The organism is Aquimarina sp. AD10 (assembly GCF_003443715.1).
GTDB classification, from domain to species: domain Bacteria; phylum Bacteroidota; class Bacteroidia; order Flavobacteriales; family Flavobacteriaceae; genus Aquimarina; species Aquimarina aggregata.
Genome location: NZ_CP031965.1, coordinates 1,113,356 through 1,131,863 on the forward strand (window position 1 = coordinate 1,113,356; position 18,508 = coordinate 1,131,863).

Here is an 18,508-nt window from a genome sequence, read left to right on the forward strand (position 1 = left end):
ATGTATTAATCCTCCAAAACTTTTCCTTCTACATTCCTATAAGATACTAAGTGCTTTTTTTTCTTTGATTTCAAATAGAAAACGATAAAAAGAACAATCAAAGTTATTAATGAGAATATAGAATCTTCTATTCCCATAGCCGAACCTGTTACTATTTCAGATCCACTAAACTCTGCCTTAAACAACACACCAAATTGATCTAGCCCCGTTAGATTACTGCCAAAGATTGGTTGTGCCAAATTCCATCCCAAATGAAATGAAAATGGTAACCATATTCGTTTAGTATAGGTAAACATTATCCCCATTAACAATCCAAATACAATACCACCAATAGATCCTATAACGGCCACATTGGGATTTAGTAAATGTGGAAGTTCAAAAAGTACTCCAGAAACAATTAGAGCGACGGTAGTTCCTTTCCATTGTTCTAAAATTCTATACAAAATCCCTCTAAAAACAAGTTCTTCTAGCATTGCTGCCCCAATTAAAAAAGTAAAGGGAGCTGTTAAAAGATCGAACCCTTCGAAATCTAGAATTTTGTAATTGCCAATACAAAAAAGAAGAAAGAATTCTAGTGCAATTACCCCTAAACCTAACCAAAATCCACCAAATAGCTCTAGAAAGGATGACTTAAAGGATAATTCGGTTACTTCTCTTTTTTCATAATATTTAGTAAAAAAATAATAGGTCAATGTCATTACCAAAGTACCTAATAATGCCACGAATACCTTAATTACAGTCTCTGATTGAATAATTGAACTAAAAAAAGGTTTTGTTATATAACTTTTGATTAATCCTGTTGCTGATACAACTATAACCATACCCAAGATAATTCTAAAAATTGGATGATAAATTAGTTTCATTATCATACTGTCTCTATGTTCTAAATGTTCCATAATGTTTGTTATTTTGAAACGAAGAAAAAGAGGTTTGAGACTAGTTCCTACTTTATTTAACCAACCCTATGATTTTAATCCGTAATCAAGAATATATTGATTATAAACTATGTTCATTTAGACAAAATCTATGTTTATGGATGAAAATAACATGTTCATTAAATGAATTGTATTTGTATACTTGCTTTTATTATTTTAGATTAGAAATATCACAATGAAGCAAAAAAAGATTAACACTATATCTAAAAAAATTATAGTTCATATTTTAGTTATCCTGACTATTGTACTTATGATTTCAATAATTTATTTCTTAAGTGGCTTAGGTACAGAAAAAGAACTATCCTTTCATATATATTTTTTACAAGCATTAACAGGAATCATTTTGTTTATTTTACCACCAATATATTTTAATATTTACATCTGTATTCCTAAACTATTAATAAAACATAAATATGTTCTTTATGTATTAGCCCTTATTATGGTTATTCTGATTTGGGGATTCATTATTGGTTATATTGAACCTTGGATTGATACATATTGGTTCGATCAGCCTTCTGAAAAAGCTACATTGCAAAGCGGAATACTAGTAATGGTATTCATTATTGGAATATCAACATTGTTACATTTATCTTTTAGATGGTTTGTGCAACTTTCAAAAGTAAAACAAATAGAAAATGATCGTTTAACTTATGAGTTATCGATGCTTAAAAATCAAATAAAACCCCATTTCTTTTTTAACACCCTAAATAACTTATATGCATTGGCTTTAGAAAAGGCAGAAGAAACTCCCTTTGTTATTTTAAAACTGTCCGAAATGCTACGATATACTATTTATGATTGCAAAGCTGCAAAAGTTTCTCTAGCCAAAGAGGTTTTGTATATTGAAAACTATATAGCTTTACAAACTATAAGACATTACAACAGAGGTAAGATCGTTTTTAATAAATCGATATCTAATCCTTCTATAAAGATAGCTCCAATGATTTTAATTGTATTCATAGAAAATGCGTTTAAACATGGTTATGAAAAAATGGATCAGAATGCTTTTTTAGATGTAACACTAACCACTAGTGAAACTGAGGTTTCATTAATCGTTAAAAACAATTATGACCCCGCTCAACATCAATCTAACGACGGATTAGGTCTTAATAATGTTAAAAGGAGATTATCATTATTATATCCTAATCAAAATGAATTAAGTCTATCAAACAAAAATAACCAGTATACAGCGGCCTTAAAGATAAATTTATGATGAATTGTATTATTATCGATGATGAACCACTTGCCCATAAGGTGATAAAAAACTATAGCGAGAATCTTTCTTTTCTAAATATTGTGGCAACATTTCATACTGCTGTTGATGCTATCGGTTTTTTGAATGATAATACAATTGATCTGATTTTTCTGGATATTAATATGCCCAAATTAAAAGGATTAGATTTTTTAAGGATACTAGATAACCCTCCTATTATAATTATCACTACCGCGTATCAAGAATTCGCATTAGAAGGATATGAATTAGACGTTTTAGATTACCTATTGAAACCATTTAGTTTTGAACGTTTTGTAAAATCCACAAATAAAGCTCTTCAGCGATATAAAGTTATGAATGCTGCACAAAAATCTCACAATGATAGTTCAGAAAATACAGTTACAAACAAAAGTAGTCCGGAAACTATCTTTATAAAATCAGACAAAAAAACACATCAAATTAGACTTGATAAAATTCTATATTTTGAGAGTTATGGTAGTTACGTAAAGATTCATCTCGAAAATGAGGTTATCGTTACATTAGACCGCTTAAAAAACTTCGAAACATCTCTCCCTAAAGCATACTTTCTAAGAATTCATAAATCATATATAGTGTCAATTGCTAATATTCAAACTATTGAAGGAAATAGACTATTGATTTCTCAAACGTATATTCCAATAGGAAGTGTTTATAAACACAATATAAATCGAATTATAAAATAGTTTAATGTAGGATTATATACTCAACGTATATGGCTTCCTGCATTTACATCAATAGTCGCACCAGTAGCATGATCCATCAATCCGCTACACATCATACCTATTAACGGAGATATATCTTTGGGCGTCGTAAGCGTATTTAGAGCGATTTCATCTAATACCTTTTGTTCACCATGATCTGCTATAAATTGTTCTGCCATTTGAGTACGTGTAAATCCTGGGGAAACAATGAAAGATTTGATATTACGTTTACCAAAAGAACGAGCTACACTTCTTGCCAAAGAAACAATCCCACCTTTGGATGCTGCATAAGCTAAATATTCCTCTGTCTCTCCTCTAAAAACTGCCCTACTGCCAATATAAATAAATCTACCTTCTCCATTTTCAAGAAAATGATCTAAACCCAATTTTGTTAATAACCCTACAGAATTTAAATTTACATCCATTGTTCTTCTCCAGGTAGAAAACCATTCGCATGTATCTTCACTGGTAGGATGAGACAAAAACACGCCCGCATTTAGTATAATAACATCTATCTTACCAAAGGATTTTTTTACTTCATTAAATAGGTCACAAACTTCTTGCTCATTTGACAAGTCTGCTTTAAAAGCCTTAGACGCTGTCGTTACATAGGTAGCTACCAAAGCACCTGCAGAAGTTGTATTAGAATTATAGTGTACAGCCACCTTTGCTCCCATTTGCATCAAAAAATCTGCTGTTTCTTTTCCTATTCCATCTGATGCTCCAGTGAGAAGCACAGTTTTATTTTTAAGATCTATATCTATCATCAAAATGCCGTTTATCTATATAAAAATAAGAGAATTTATGCAGAATATTAACATGGTCTTAGTTAAGAAATTTACAAAAATGCACTACCTTAGAGGAAGACCTTTTCTTGTCAACATTTCACTTTTTGACAAAACGTACACACTTCATTTCATAACAAACTTTTAATACTAATTCTTATGAGTATCTCACAAGCATCTCCTAAAAGCAAATTGGAAAAACCAAGTTTTAAGGACAAATACGATAATTATATAGGTGGTAAATGGACATTACCCGTAAAAGGACAATATTTTGACAATATTTCTCCAGTAGACGGAACCAGTTTTACAAAGATTGCTCGTTCTACAAAAGAAGATATTAATTTGGCTATTGATTCTGCATGGAAAGCCGCGCCAGAATGGAATAATTCTTCAGCCACTTTTAGAAGCAATTGTTTATTAAAAATTGCAAATATTATAGAAGAAAACCTAGATGCATTAGCTCGTGCTGAAACATGGGATAATGGAAAAGCATTACGCGAAACTTTAGCTGCAGATTTACCCCTAGCGGTTGATCATTTTAGATATTTTGCTGGAGTTATTCGAGCAGAAGAAGGATCTGTTAGTGAACTTGATTCAAATACAGTATCATTAAATATGCAAGAACCTTTAGGAGTTGTTGGCCAAATTATTCCATGGAATTTCCCTTTATTAATGGCTACATGGAAAATTGCTCCAGCTCTTGCTGCCGGAAATTGCGTTGTATTAAAACCAGCAGAACAAACACCTGTGGGTATAATGATTTTAATGGAATTGATTGAAGGAATACTTCCTGACGGAGTATTAAATGTTGTAAATGGTTTTGGTGTTGAAGCTGGTAAACCATTGGCATCGCATCCAAGAATTAATAAAGTAGCATTTACTGGTGAGACAACTACGGGGCAATTAATAATGCAATACGCTTCTAAAAACATTACCCCAGTAACTCTAGAGCTTGGTGGTAAATCTCCTAATATATTCTTTGAAAGTATTATGACTGCAGATGATGAATATTTTGACAAAGCTATAGAAGGAGCAGTAATGTTTGCTTTAAACCAAGGAGAAGTATGCACTTGTCCTTCTCGAATTTTAATTCAAGAAAATATATACGATGAGTTTATCCAAAGAGTAATTGAAAGAACTGAAGCTATAAAACTAGGACACCCTCTTGATCCGGAAACAATGATGGGAGCTCAAGCATCTAATGATCAGTTTGAAAAAGTACTAAATTATATCAATATTGGTAAAGACGAAGGTTGTGAAGTGCTAACTGGCGGTGAAGAAGCATATATCGAAGGGCTTGAAAATGGATACTACGTGAAACCAACATTGTTAAAAGGAAATAATAAAATGCGTGTTTTTCAAGAAGAAATTTTTGGACCAGTAGCCTGTGTTACCACATTTAAAGATGAAGCAGAAGCTATAGAAATTGCCAATGATACTCTTTATGGATTAGGCGCTGGAGTATGGACTAGAGATATGCATCAAGCGTACCAAGTATCTAGAGCTGTTAAAGCAGGTCGTGTATGGGTAAATTGTTATCATAATTATCCTGCACATGCACCGTTTGGCGGATATAAAAAGTCAGGAATTGGTAGAGAGAATCATAAAATGATGCTTAATCATTATAGACAAACTAAAAATATGTTGATATCATACGACAAAAAATCTCTTGGATTTTTTTAAGGACCATTACCTATGATTAAACGAGTAAAGGTAACACAGGCCGCAAAAGCCGTAATAAATACCCTAAAAAAAGAACACGGAGAGTTGATGTTTCATCAAAGTGGAGGATGCTGTGATGGTTCCTCCCCAATGTGTTTTGAAAAAGGAGAACTTATGATCAATGAAAATGACATTTGGTTAGGAACCATCAACAATTGTGATTTTTATATGTCAAGTGATCAATTTGAGTATTGGAAACATACACAATTAACTGTCGATGTAGTTAAAGGTCGTGGAGCAAGCTTTTCGCTTGAAATTCCTATGGGAATACGATTTATTATTAAATCAAGACTATATACAACAGATGAGATGACAGCCTTAAGTCCGATTCATATCGGAGAGGGGTTTTAAATTGAATGAATAACTTATAAAACTTAAGTAATCTCTATTTATAGAGATTACTTAAGTTAAAATCTATAATCTAGTATAATACGTTTTAATAGATAAAATTTCGTCATCCCTGGACATTCTATTATTATTTTCAAAGACATACGTATACTGAACTGTGGTTCCACTTGAAGGGCCATCTGTAAAAGTTATATCATATACCCCATCACTTATTTTAGTCCATGTTGCATTTCTTACTAAAGCTACTTCACAATTGTTAGTGGACGTACTTATGTCCATAAGAGTGGAAATAAATCTATTATCTGATGTAAACTCTATAGTGGTCGTCTTAAAGCAATCTGAAAGACTCTCTTCCACTCCATCATTAAAACGTTGGTCGATTTGCCATTTACCAATAATAGTATCATTATTAGCTTCACCCGAATCATCATCACTAGAGCTACATGACGCTAGAAGGGTTATTAAACAAATAACAAAGTAATACTTAATATTTTTCATAATTAATAAGGTTAAAAGAGAAATACAAATTTAATCTATTTTTAAGAATAGTAGAATCTAAAATCCTATTCATATTGGTTAAATATGTTAAGAGATCTACTCTTTTCATGGTTTAAAATGTTAATAATTGTTAAAATAGTACCTTTTTATACATAGTACTGTAACGAAATAGATTTATGGGCGTCTAGTAGATATAATAACATAAATAAATAGAAATAATGAGAACACTAAACAACAATCAAATCACTGCAAAAGTAACAACAACAAAAGGATTTATCTGGAACACTAAAAGAAGATACAGATAATTCTAAAACAACAATAACTAACTTTAAAATAGAATTTATGAGAACTTTAGACAACAATCAAATAACTAAAAAAGCAACAACAACAAAAGGATTTATCTGGAACGCTAAAAGAAGATACAGATAATCTTACTACAACAATAAACTAACTTTAAACCAGAAATTATGAGAACTTTAAACAACAATCAAATAACTAAAAAAGTAGCAACAACAAAAGGATTTATTTGGAATTCTAAAAGAAGATATAAGTAAAATTCAAATACGATTAAATATTAAAAATGAAATTATGAGAACTTTAGATAACAATCAAATTACGGCAAAAGTAACAACAACAAAAGGATATATCTGGAACACCAAAAGGCGTTATAGGTAGTTATAAGTTAAACCATCAAAAAATAAAATCATGAAAGCTTTAAAAAATATTAAAAAGAGATTTAATGTTGCAAAACTCAACCAAAATATACTTTTGGATAGCACATTCACCATCTATAATCATGAACACAAGATTCATAAAAGAATAAAATGTTATGCTTATTAATAAAACAAATGTATGAAAGCCGGGTTCAAATTTAAACTCGGCTTTTTTCTTACCTCTCCTACTCCCATTTTCTAAAGAATTTTTACTCTTCAATTATATTTGTTTTATAAAACGAATATATTACGCAACTAAAAAGTTGCATTTTTTGATTTTCTTCTTATATTTGCAACCATATAGTTGCATATCGATATTCAAATACTATATATTTAATGTTTAACTCATAAATATATCAACAATGAAAGATGTAATTCGAAAAGAACAAATATTTAATCATTCTATTGAAAGTGTATGGAATGCCATTACAAAACAAGAAGAAATATCTTCATGGTTTATAAAAGCAGATTTTAGAGCCGAAAAAGGATATCAATACACCTTCAATTCTGATGGGGAAAATTGTTCCCCGATAAAAGGTGAAATTAAAGAAGCTAGTCCTTACACGTTAGTTTATACTTGGATAGTTACAGAAAATCCTGTAGAAACTACCGTTAAATGGGTCTTAGAAGAAGTTGAAACTGGAACAAAGTTATCTCTAGAGCATTCTGGAATATCCCAATATAAGGGCGAAACCGCTATTACAATGTTTGATAGTTTTAATGGTGGTTGGAATAATTGTGTTTCGAGTCTTATCACATATCTAAAACAAGCTGTACATGCAGGATAAAATAACAACCATATTAAAAGCAATAGCAGATCCTACCAGACGTGAAATTTTTCATGCTCTGGTAGTAGCCGCTACTGCCTTACCTATTACTCAGATTTCTAATCAATTTGAAATTAGTCGTCAAGGAATTACAAAGCATTTAAAAACTCTTGAAGATGCTGGTTTGGTGGAGATTAACACAAAAGGTAGAGAACGATTTTGTTATGCTAATACAAAACCATTAGCCGAAATAAATAATTGGCTGGCCTTTTACGAAAAATTCTGGGATACTAAGATCAATAGTTTAGAACAACATTTAAATAAAAAAGGGTAACATGATACCTAAGATAATTGTTTCATTACCCATGTTTTTGCCTTTTCAAGATTTTCAAAAGTAAGTATGCCGTCTTGATAAAACATATTTTCTATTCTTACACTTGTTTCTTGAAATCTATTATAGATAACAACGGTAAACACCTTAAGATTAGGAAATACTTCTTTAATTCGAAGGTAATCTGTTGGTTCTGTTGAATACGAATTAACTCTATGCGAGATATATCCAAAAGGACGATCTTCAAAATGCAAATTGGTTAATTTAGAAAGTTTTTCAGCTTTATCATAATCAAAACATATACCTTCAGCCACTTCAATAACAAGAAAGTTCTTATAAAAAATGACCTTTCCCATCTCAAGATCATAGGTCTTGATTATATCTTCTCCATCGGTAGTCTTTGGTAATCTAAACATGTAGGGGTTATGAACAGTTGAGTTCTACCAAATATAAGGTTAAATTTTTTTAAATAACAACAATATGTTGAAAAAAACCACAGTATGTACGTACTAAAAATATGGTTTTACCGTTGTTACTAACCATAATTTATTGATATTCAAATATTTTTAACACTAAAATGTTCCCTTTACTACTCCAGACATTACCGGTTGGATTGAGATATCAAAAACACTTAAATCAGTAATTATAGCACTACTTGCATTAACAATACCAGATCTATATGCCTCGGTAACAAATAATGTAGAGAATGCTCTATTAGTTGTTCCATCATTACCTACATATATCCTAAAATCTGATGCAGCCCCATTATCTGTTAATGTAACGGTTTGAATATTATTACCACTCTGACTGGTTTTTGTAACAAATGTTTGCACCCACCCATTAGGGTTATTTAAATATCCTGAAACATGATATTCATCCATACCACTAGCATGTGTGTATATTTTAAATTTAATTGAGAAATTTGTTCCTCCAAAAGGGATTTTTATTTCATAATACCCTACTAAACTTTGTTTTAATACCAAACCACTTGAGATTGGAGGGACTTTTTTAATGCCTCCAGAACTATCAACTACTAGATTTTGATCCGAAGAAGAACCATTTGGTATTGATCTCACCCGTAAATTACCACTAATATCTAATGTCGATGACGGTAAATTAGTACCAATACCTACTCTACCATTTGTATATATTGCATCATTAATTGATGATGGTTTTGTACCGTTTACATTTAACCAATCAGAATCAGAACTTTCAGATATACTATCCTTGTGATTTGGGTAAATATCATTTTTTGTGATTTGTGTCTTACCTAAACCGTAAGTTCCTTTGCCTGTTTTTAAGAAATAACTTTGTAATGCCATAAATACAGCTTTCTTTTTAAGTGTTTTTTCAGAAAATTAAATTTCAACTTCGAATATCTTCATCGGTCAACATAATAGGTTCATTCTCGTTTAGAATTTCGTCAGAAATATCTATTGCTGTTATTGTTTGCAAATCAAATTCGAATATAATCTGTTCATTATCAAAAACTACCAAAGGGGGGTCTAGTTTATTAATAGCATCAACAATTGCATCTTCTTCTGTCGGTAAAAGTCTAGACCTTGAATATCGTATAACTCCAAGATTAACCACTCTTATCGTATTGTTTTGGTCGGTATGATCTGATGGTTTAGGAATTGTAAATGAAGAGCCATTTGATAAAGAAATCACCTGATTCCCTAGACGATCGACAACTACATTTGTAACAATAATACCACTATCTACATGATGATAACTATCTATAAAATCACTAAACTGTTGTTCTGTAGGTTTATCTCCTGTCTCAAAATAGGTCTTTAGTACTTCTTTTGGTTGTTTCATAGTTATCTTAGTCTTTCTATAAATGTAGTGACATTATCTCTTCGCAATGAAACATTATTATTATCATTATTATCATTGTTAGCATCAGCATAAGTTTTTATGATCCTAACCATGACGGAAATATTTGCATCAGAAGCATTTAATATTTGCGTATTGTCTATACTTCTTAAAACATAATTGATTGATGTTTTTGTTTCAACTCCTGCTATCTTTTCGATTCTAACAAAACCAAAAACCTGTCCCGCTGGAAATAATTGAGTTTCAATAAATGTCGATTCATCAATTATTCCATTAATAGTTAAATCTTCATTAGCAATTACAAGAACAGAATCTACGGGATTATCTCCCGCAGTTGAAGAAGTAAAAAGTCCATTATTAATTCTAAACCTATACTCATAACGTACCGAAGTTGGGTTTTGTGTACCTGTAGTCGCGTGAAAAAATGTACTATATTTACCGGCAACTGTTAATCTATTGGCTCCTGCATTTGAAAAAGCTCCTACGATTCCATTACCTCCGTTATATGATGTTTCTTGGGATATTAATGCTGCCAAATTTAATTGAGGATTAACGTTATAGCTGTATACTTTTATATTTACAAAATTTTGTAATACTAATTTTTCGACTTCATTATTTGAATTTATTGTTAGAACACTATCATTAAAACTACCATTTGAAAGCCCTGTTAATCTTATTTTTACAAAAGTTACTATTTTAGAAACAAGATTACCTAGTATAGTATCACCTATATTTAAAAGGTTATTAATATTAAAACCACCTATATCAACATTTGCTCCTAAAACTATGTTATTACTTCCGCTACCATCACCTTGTACAGAATTACCGCCGATAATTACATTATTATCACCTTGTACTCTATCTGTTGCAGTTTTAGAACCTATTACAACATTATTGTCTGATCCATTATTTCCATTTGTTCCTAAACCACTAAAAGCTTGAGAACCTAAAATAACATTATCATTACCAACACCATCAAGTATTGAACCTTTGCCTACAACGACATTACGCTCTCCTCTTGTTTCTCCTATAGAATCAGGTGTTTCTCTTGTTCCCAAAAGTATGTTTGTAGTATCGGATTGGGCATCTGTTAAATCATTTAATCCTAGTACAGGAGTATTTCCATTTATAAATGATGAAAAATCAACTGTAAAAGTAGAGTTATCATCCCTAGTAAATGTTGCAATTCCTGTATCTGAGTCTACCACACCACTTGTTAGTCTAGATAAGTTTGTATCATCTATATATAATGATAAATCTTCAGAGTTAATCTCCACACCATCTTTTAATAGTTTGAGTGCGTTGGATTGAATATTGATAGTATATTCTGGTAGTACAGGTAATACATCTACGTCTTCTCTTTGATATGCTAAGAACCACGTAGTATTATTGGGCATAAAAGATCCTAAGTTATCATAAGCATATGCATTTGCTGGCACATAATCACATCGATACCATACATAATTACCATAAGCTACTTGTGAATCACCTGTTACTTTAAACCTCCTATTTCTTGTTGTAATGGATGAAGATTCTGCTGAATCTTTAATAAATACCGTTGTATTCTTGAAATCTACTGAAATTTTTGAAGTATCAACAAGTAAACGACCGATACCATTAGCTTGATTATAGTACATAGGAAAAGTGCTATAAGAAGCACTATTAGAAAAATCTTCTAATAAGTCATATGTAATCACAACTCTATTATAAAATACTGCTTGTTGTAAATTTTCTACTTTCCTTCTTAAACGTTGATTATCTGTAACCAATTCTTCTAAAAAAGAAAGATCAGGAGTACGATGATTTACATATACATCATCTACATTAATTTGATTATTTCCAAGACCATACGTTCCTTTTCCTGGTTTTAAAAAATAGCTATATGCTTTCATAAACTAAAATGCTTTTTAGGTAAATATTGGTCCATCTCCTTCTCCATCTCCTTCTCCAAAACGTCTGACATCAAATTCGAAAATTATATTTTCATCATCAGCCACTACCAATGGGGGATTTAATCTATTAACTGCATTTACTAAGCTGGCTTCGATACTTAATTCTGCTGCGGTAATAGTACCTAAATCAACAATCCTTATTTTATTATTTTGAGAAATATGATCTGTTGGCTTTGTAATTGTTACTACTGTACCATCAGAAAAATTTAAATTTTGATTTCCTTGTGCATCACTTACTACCGAAGTAACAATTGTCCCGCTATCTAAATGATGATAACTATCGATAAGATCACAGAACTGCTGTTCTGTAGGTTTATCACCTGTCTCAAAATACGTTTTAAGGATTTCTTTTGGTTGTTTCATATATCATTACTGTATAATTATTAGAAACTAATTTATTTGATTACATCTATTGGTGCCGCTGTAATAGCATCTCTTTGTATTTCTGCATTATGTACTATAAATCCTTGAATCATATAATTATCTATATTTTCTACGTCTAGTACACCTATTTCAAGTGATTTATTAATCGTCTTTTTAGAATCGATTTCTTGTGGTTTACCATCTTTATCAATCAAAAACAATCCACTTCTAAGGTCGGATGGTTTAATCCATGATACTTCTTTTTCATCTTTACTTACTAGTAATGGATGATCTTTAGTAACATTTAGTATCGTGCCATCTACCATGGTTAGTCTAACATAACTTTCTACAGTCTTAACTAACATGTCCTTTACTTCGACTTCTACTACTTTAGCTTCCTTGAGCATTCCTGACCATTCAGTATATGTATCACTATTCGCATCAATACGATTTGGAAAATTATATCCTCTTAACTTATCTCCCACTTTAATATTGGCCAGTTTTTTACTTCTACCATTAGCCATAACTACCTTAGACTCTAGATCGAAACAACTACTACTATCAATACGGGCAGCTATTTGTTGCGGACCATTACCTATTTGTTCCCAAGGTAAACCTGCCGTATCTCTACCATCTGCGGTTTCAAAAACAACTTCCCCAATTCTTGGTTGATTTGTAGGGCCTACTGTTAAAGCAACTTGAGTAGTACCACTATTACTTGATGAAGGAGGGCTTACATTAACGTTTCCTAAATTTTGTTTTACTCTCCATCCTCCACCTTGTGAAGTAATATCAATAAACTGAATACCCGCTAAACCAGAATCTGTAAATGAAACAAAAGATTGAAATATACTTACTGAAGATGTTGGAACAATAACTTGTCTAGTAAGCGTATACTGCAGGACGTTAGAGTACTCGCTCGTAGCTCCACTATTATCAATAACTCTATTTCTAAAAAAGTGTTTTCCTACTCTATCACCTAAGCCCGAAGAAAATATGTTAGTAGGACCTGGAACCGTATTTACTACTCTCCAATCCTCACTAACTGTATCATTTTCAAAACATTGTTCCCATACAAATTGTGCTATTGTACCGTCAGAATCAGTGGCTACACTTCTTAAGTTAGCACTAATATTACCACCTTGTACAACAGAACTTGTTTTTATTGCTGTTGTACCATCACTAAATTGTATTCTTGTGGTTGGTGTTATATTGTTCCCTGCACTACCAACATAAATAATAAAAGCTAGTGTATAGTATGGAGGTCTATTTTCATGTGCTGCATTACCTCCAATTTGTTTTTCTGTCATTTCATTTCTAATGGCACTAGAAGCTAGTCTAGCTACCGCTAGCTCATCAGTTGGTGCTCCAGCATCAATAGAGCCTGGCGTACTATCGTTTCTATAATCAGAAGCTATACTAGAAAACTTATTAAACCTACTACTAGAACCATGTCTATGTCTTGGCATTTGATTAACAGTAAGAGTTACATTTTTCGCTCCACCAACATCTCCTATCGAATTATAATCTCCATCAGATGGATTATACCCTACGACAAACCTCCCTCTTAAATCTGGAACAGTTACACCATTAATTACTCTACTTGAATTACATAATTCCCATCCGGCAGGAGGCGTTGTACCGCTCCACATCATAATCATCCCTTTTTCAAATCCACTTGTATCGAGTACCCCTCTGCTTAGGTTACCTACCTGATCCACCACAAGAGGTACGTCTGAACCTCCCTGACTCTGTTGAAGGTTTGCTAAATTTACATCACCAAATATTTTTGTTTTCTCCCAGTCCTTTGCATAATTCAAATTTAAAGTATCTCCACCATCTACTAAAGCTCTTCCAATCGGTCTATCTGGATATATCTGTCCTCTTCTTCCTGAATATCCTAAATTAAAATCTGCAGATCTTACTATTGCACTAAAAGATTCATTTGTATCAAGTTTACTAATTTGGTTAGCCCCCAAATTTAAATCACCTGTCATCGGTTTGGACCCATCACGAGGTAAATAATCTTCTTTTATTGAATTAATATCAGTATTGATATTTGTTACATCTGTAGTTAGTGAAATAACTGTTTTTAACCTAATAAATGATGTGCTCTCAAGGCCCGTACTTCCATATTGTGCTGCCCATTCTTCATATACACGTTTAGCAACTCCATCTGCATATTCAAGACTCCCTGTATCACTTCGTAAATCTATAAAAGCAATTCGGTTTCCTCCTCCATTATATTTTAATCGTACTAATTCTGGTTTTGTAACTGGGAAAGGGTTTCCGTCGACTGCATCAATCTCTTCTCTTGTAATAGTAGTAACAACCCAACCATCGTCATCGTCACTTGTTGCATCTTTGATTATATAGTTTTTGGTAGGATCGATACCCCATTGCGCAAGTAATGCTCCTAACATATCATCGGCAAATGCTCTCTGCAAATGAATTAATGTTTCTTGTTCTAGAGGAAAACCTCCTTTATGTCCAAAATTGACTCTTTTCATTATAATTTTGCTTTTACTGAAGGTTCTTCACTATTCGTATATGCATATTGTCTAGTTTCATAACTCTTAGCAACCAACTTATAGAAATTAACTACTTTATGAAATCTTGGTGTTTGTATTTTAACAGCATCTGGATGGCTCGTAAATGGGTGACCTAATTCAAAAATTAACTTATCACTCATAGATTCTAACAATAACTGCTTTTTGTGTATTGGATAACTGACTTTATCCATAGAGGTTACTTCATTAAGATATGTCTTTGTTGCTTCTAATATTGATGACGGTAGATTAATTCTAAAATTGAAATATTCAGTACTACTGAAATCTAAATCACTAGAGAGATATAAAAAATATCGAAATTCTCTTTTTGGTTCATTATTTCTGGTATATGTGATTATTGCAGGTTCTCCATTTTGAATTTCTTCATTTGTAAATAAATATTGAACTCTTGGTCGATCTGCATCTTCTAAGAAAATAAGACCATTATCAGCTTTTTCCTGTGTTGTTTCATAGTACTTATACTCCTTGCTTTTATTAAAAATTTCGTTTAGCACTTTTTCAAGATATATAACTTGACCATTATGCTGCATCTTGTATAAAGTATCTTCATATACACTTGATAATGGTTTAAGTAAAACTTGGAGCCATAAGGCATGTCTATTTTTCCGTAATACTGGAGGCATTAACATAATTAATGTTCTTTGCCAATCTATTTGTGTGTATTTTCTTAGCATTATAATTACAGATTAAAGCTTGGATCAGTTTGTAGGTTGTATGGGAAATATGAAACATAAATTCCTTCATCAACTATAGTATCAGAATCATCATTACTTTGATTATTTGAAAAATCTGTATTAAAATACCCCGATGTTGGAACAAAAAATGCAGTTTCTTTTACGCTATCTGTATCGTCATATACATCTACTGAAAAATCAGAATTTATGTCTCTGTTGTAAGGTGCAATCTTAATTTTACGTAAAATCGGTAATCTAACTCCTTCTTGTTTCTGTACTTGATCTATTAAAAAGATAGGTACAAAAGCTCCGTTAAATTCTAATGTTTCTATATATGCTTTAATTGTCTCTTCTACTGGTTTCCTAGATAAATCCTTAATTAGTCTACCTTTGTTCTCTCCTTCTGTATACATTACTAGTGGATCTACATATACTTCAAATTGAATTTGAATTTTATCTCCTGTTGTCGATACAACACGAATTTGGGTTCCTGCATCTTTGATTTGGTTCATATATGCCTGAAAAACCCTTCTTTCTTCTGTATTCAATGGTTTTGGAAGATCATCAACACGTTTAGCTACTTTCATAGTAACAATTCCTACTTGATTATAATAATACTCTCTAATAAGAGATTCTACGTTTTGTGTTGGATTTGCATCAATTCCATTTTGTTCTCCGTCATTAGGAAAAACATCACTAAATAAACGTTCTGAAATTGCGCAATGTTTTATAATTTTTGCTTCTTCAATACTTGGAATTTGTGTGGTGTCAAACTGAAAAAAACCATCTTTCCAAACTAATGGAGCCCCCTTTATATAATCAAAAGCCTGCTCTCTGTACCACGATAAAGTATGTGGTCTAGATAGTAATGCATTACGCTCTACAATTTTTTCGTGCATCCATATAGCCGTAGCAACAATATAAACCCATAGCCTCCATATTGAAGTTTTTGATGTACTCGTTAGTTCACTTTCTAAGGTTTGTTTCTCATTTGGTGTGAGTATCTGTAAAGCATCAAATTGTTGTTCTTTTGCTTTTTGATCTAGTATCTCTTGTTGTATTTCAGCAATGGTACGCGCCATGAATTGTAATTTTTAAGATTCTTGTAGTGCTACAAAAAATTTAACATTAAAGTTTTTTCCTTCTGAAAGTGCTTTGAGAACTTGTGATGAACTAAATACATTAATACTTTCTCTTGTCTTATCAATGGGTATAGAAACCGCTACTTTAATAGGAGTTTTTTGGCTTGCAGCCAAGATTTCATATGTAGCATTTGCTTCAACAAAAATCGAAAACTCGAGATTATAAGGAGTTATATTATCTCCTTCAAACCTTGAAAAAGTTATTATCTTAGGTACCGCATCACTACCAACTTTTCTGTAACCTATATTATTTTGCAATAGTTTAAGGCTAATTCCTTCTCCCGAAATCCCCCCAAATCCTTTTATTTCTTGTAATTCTAACTCTTCTTCATCGGGAGGGCAAACAATAAAATCATCTGCAATGATCATGCAACCTATTCCTTCACAATCCTTATCAGGATCTTCTAGCAATGTAAATTCTGCATTGGTACCATCGGTTGCCGGCTTAATATTTCTTGCGATATAAAATTCTTGAATTTCTCTTCTGGTAGGTGAACTTATGATTTGCAAATCTTGATATACCGATAAAGACATATCTACTTGATCAATAGTATTATCATCAAGAAGATCAAATAATCCTTCGATACTACCATACTCTTGGAGTGCCATATCAAAAATACTCTGATTCTCTTGTGGTTTAATAGTTTCCATCGATATGTATATTTTCTAAATTATTTACGTCCAAATCTTTAATAAAGAAATTATCGTATTCTAATTGATTACTAATCTCATTTTCTAGTCGTAAACGAGAAATAATCTCAGGGCTTTTAAGATAATCTGTTATACCAACACCAAGAATCGGATGTTCTTTAAAACTACCTTTATGACTAAGTAATAATAGTTCGATATTCTGCTGATCTGTATCGCCTATAGCAAAATCTCCATTTTTAATTACCAAATCTCTATTATTATCAAGTTTAAAATCTTTCATGCTAACTAATTACTGTTGAGTTTGATGTAACGGGAGCTCCGTTATTTCCTAATCCGCTTGATGTTACTTTTAAATTATTTTTAATATGACTTACTACTGCTGTTGCAATTGCACTAGCCATATCATCAATATAGCTGTCAATTTTTGATTGTGCATCACTATTACTAGTTGGAGCACTACCTCCTATATCCACATTGTTTTTTAAAGCAGTTTTTATATCATTTGCTAATAAAGTTGCATTTAAAGGCATAATTATTCCATTATTTCGTTAATTTTTGCGTTGATATCAGCAAGCGCCCCTACATCTGGGCTTACTCCTTGTGCTACTACGATTTTTGATATTTCTGTTATCAAGTCATTAAGTTGATCTTTTAAGTTATTCTCGCCTACCTCTACTTTAAACTTATCTCCCATTGCAAAGTTCAAACCTTTGGCTTCATGATTAAATACAATTGATTCATCTTGTATTACAGCTTGATAACCTTGACCTTCTGAAAAATCAATTTTAACTTCATCTGATGAATACCCTATACTTGATATATCTTTAAACAGCGGAGGTGTATTTGTAATAGGGTTACCCTCAGATTCTAATCTTTTAAACGACAATCTCGATTCATTTCCTCCTGTTTGCATCTGAAAATAGGTATCATCATCATTGCGTATACGTAAAAATATTTTATCTATTTCAGAATATTGAGAAATAAAGGCACGGGTTTCTGTAGTTTCAATAATTGATGCCAAGACCCAACTACCAACTTTAGGAATACATATAATCCCTTGCTCCTTATCCTGTAAAGATGCTTTTAATCTTACATGTGAGATCTCTGCACCATCTGCTCTCATAACATCTACTGAGTATGCATCTTCATCCTCTGGATGTAATGCATTTTCATCTCTATTTACTCTAATTACTTTGGCGGGATACGTGTGTATTTTTTGCCCTTCAGTAGCTATTTTCTTTATTATGTTTGCGATTTCTGCCATA

The 18,508-nt window shown here is 31.9% G+C and carries 21 protein-coding genes; 6 read left to right on the forward strand and 15 right to left on the reverse strand.

Features of this window, described 5'->3' with window-relative positions; translation table 11 throughout:
* Window positions 1-5: 5 nt before the first annotated feature.
* Window positions 6-896, reverse strand: a complete 891-nt coding sequence (locus D1816_RS04695; protein WP_118501380.1) for a CPBP family intramembrane glutamic endopeptidase — start codon at window positions 894-896, stop codon at window positions 6-8.
* Between the two features lie 289 nt (window positions 897-1,185).
* Between D1816_RS04695 and D1816_RS04700 the strand changes: the two genes are divergently transcribed.
* The gene (locus tag D1816_RS04700) at window positions 1,186-2,148 is read left to right on the forward strand and encodes a sensor histidine kinase (RefSeq protein ID WP_158597755.1); all 963 of its coding nucleotides are present in this window, start codon (window positions 1,186-1,188) and stop codon (window positions 2,146-2,148) included.
* Window positions 2,145-2,870 (forward strand): LytTR family DNA-binding domain-containing protein, encoded by a 726-nt coding sequence (locus D1816_RS04705; RefSeq protein WP_233565281.1) that lies wholly within the window; start codon window positions 2,145-2,147, stop codon window positions 2,868-2,870. The genes D1816_RS04700 and D1816_RS04705 overlap by 4 nt, the downstream gene beginning before the upstream one ends.
* A gap of 20 nt (window positions 2,871-2,890) precedes the next feature.
* Here D1816_RS04705 and D1816_RS04710 read toward each other — a convergent pair whose 3' ends face one another.
* Window positions 2,891-3,655 carry an SDR family NAD(P)-dependent oxidoreductase gene (locus D1816_RS04710; protein ID WP_232517335.1) on the reverse strand — a complete coding sequence of 255 codons (765 nt, stop codon included), beginning with the start codon at window positions 3,653-3,655 and terminating at the stop codon, window positions 2,891-2,893.
* A gap of 177 nt (window positions 3,656-3,832) precedes the next feature.
* Here D1816_RS04710 and D1816_RS04715 point away from each other — a divergent pair, with 177 nt between their 5' ends.
* A complete protein-coding gene (locus tag D1816_RS04715) occupies window positions 3,833-5,356 on the forward strand; it encodes an aldehyde dehydrogenase family protein (RefSeq protein ID WP_118501383.1) in 1,524 nt (507 codons plus the stop codon).
* 12 nt (window positions 5,357-5,368) lie between these two features.
* A complete protein-coding gene (locus tag D1816_RS04720) occupies window positions 5,369-5,746 on the forward strand; it encodes a DUF779 domain-containing protein (protein WP_118501384.1) in 378 nt (125 codons plus the stop codon).
* A 63-nt stretch (window positions 5,747-5,809) separates the two neighbouring features.
* On the opposite strand, the gene D1816_RS04725 is transcribed toward D1816_RS04720, so the two are convergent.
* On the reverse strand, window positions 5,810-6,241 hold the full coding sequence (locus D1816_RS04725) for a lipocalin family protein (RefSeq protein WP_066309862.1): 432 nt from the start codon (window positions 6,239-6,241) through the stop codon (window positions 5,810-5,812).
* A gap of 1,075 nt (window positions 6,242-7,316) precedes the next feature.
* Between D1816_RS04725 and D1816_RS04730 the strand changes: the two genes are divergently transcribed.
* Together D1816_RS04730 and D1816_RS04735 are read left to right on the forward strand one after the other, a co-directional pair.
* Complete coding sequence (locus D1816_RS04730; protein ID WP_118501385.1) at window positions 7,317-7,742, forward strand: SRPBCC domain-containing protein; 426 nt, start codon at window positions 7,317-7,319, stop codon at window positions 7,740-7,742.
* On the forward strand, window positions 7,732-8,055 hold the full coding sequence (locus D1816_RS04735; protein ID WP_066309855.1) for a helix-turn-helix transcriptional regulator: 324 nt from the start codon (window positions 7,732-7,734) through the stop codon (window positions 8,053-8,055). Before D1816_RS04730 ends, D1816_RS04735 begins: the two co-directional genes overlap by 11 nt.
* A gap of 8 nt (window positions 8,056-8,063) precedes the next feature.
* Here the strand turns inward: D1816_RS04735 and D1816_RS04740 are convergent, their stop codons facing one another.
* The 12 genes from D1816_RS04740 to D1816_RS04795 form a co-directional block, all read right to left on the reverse strand.
* Window positions 8,064-8,468 carry a hypothetical protein gene (locus D1816_RS04740; protein WP_066309850.1) on the reverse strand — a complete coding sequence of 135 codons (405 nt, stop codon included), beginning with the start codon at window positions 8,466-8,468 and terminating at the stop codon, window positions 8,064-8,066.
* Between the two features lie 156 nt (window positions 8,469-8,624).
* Complete coding sequence (locus tag D1816_RS04745) at window positions 8,625-9,374, reverse strand: hypothetical protein (protein ID WP_118501386.1); 750 nt, start codon at window positions 9,372-9,374, stop codon at window positions 8,625-8,627.
* A gap of 43 nt (window positions 9,375-9,417) precedes the next feature.
* Window positions 9,418-9,873: a hypothetical protein gene (locus tag D1816_RS04750; protein WP_118501387.1), complete on the reverse strand. Its 456-nt coding sequence runs from the start codon at window positions 9,871-9,873 to the stop codon at window positions 9,418-9,420.
* 2 nt (window positions 9,874-9,875) lie between these two features.
* Window positions 9,876-11,783, reverse strand: coding sequence for a hypothetical protein (locus D1816_RS04755; protein WP_118501388.1), 1,908 nt, complete (start codon window positions 11,781-11,783; stop codon window positions 9,876-9,878).
* 15 nt (window positions 11,784-11,798) lie between these two features.
* Window positions 11,799-12,206, reverse strand: a complete 408-nt coding sequence (locus D1816_RS04760; RefSeq protein WP_066309838.1) for a hypothetical protein — start codon at window positions 12,204-12,206, stop codon at window positions 11,799-11,801.
* 32 nt (window positions 12,207-12,238) lie between these two features.
* Complete coding sequence (locus D1816_RS04765; protein ID WP_118501389.1) at window positions 12,239-14,716, reverse strand: hypothetical protein; 2,478 nt, start codon at window positions 14,714-14,716, stop codon at window positions 12,239-12,241.
* Window positions 14,716-15,450 carry a hypothetical protein gene (locus D1816_RS04770; RefSeq protein WP_118501390.1) on the reverse strand — a complete coding sequence of 245 codons (735 nt, stop codon included), beginning with the start codon at window positions 15,448-15,450 and terminating at the stop codon, window positions 14,716-14,718. The genes D1816_RS04765 and D1816_RS04770 overlap by 1 nt, the downstream gene beginning before the upstream one ends.
* A 5-nt stretch (window positions 15,451-15,455) precedes the next feature.
* A complete protein-coding gene (locus tag D1816_RS04775; protein ID WP_118501391.1) occupies window positions 15,456-16,532 on the reverse strand; it encodes a hypothetical protein in 1,077 nt (358 codons plus the stop codon).
* 12 nt (window positions 16,533-16,544) lie between these two features.
* Window positions 16,545-17,243 (reverse strand): hypothetical protein, encoded by a 699-nt coding sequence (locus D1816_RS25955; protein ID WP_199729957.1) that lies wholly within the window; start codon window positions 17,241-17,243, stop codon window positions 16,545-16,547.
* Complete coding sequence (locus D1816_RS04785; RefSeq protein WP_066309821.1) at window positions 17,230-17,523, reverse strand: hypothetical protein; 294 nt, start codon at window positions 17,521-17,523, stop codon at window positions 17,230-17,232. Before D1816_RS04785 ends, D1816_RS25955 begins: the two co-directional genes overlap by 14 nt.
* A 1-nt stretch (window position 17,524) precedes the next feature.
* A complete protein-coding gene (locus D1816_RS04790; RefSeq protein ID WP_066309819.1) occupies window positions 17,525-17,773 on the reverse strand; it encodes a hypothetical protein in 249 nt (82 codons plus the stop codon).
* Between the two features lie 2 nt (window positions 17,774-17,775).
* Entirely contained in the window at window positions 17,776-18,507 is a 732-nt protein-coding gene (locus tag D1816_RS04795; protein ID WP_118501392.1) for a hypothetical protein, read from the reverse strand.
* Between the last annotated feature and the right edge of the window lies 1 nt (window position 18,508).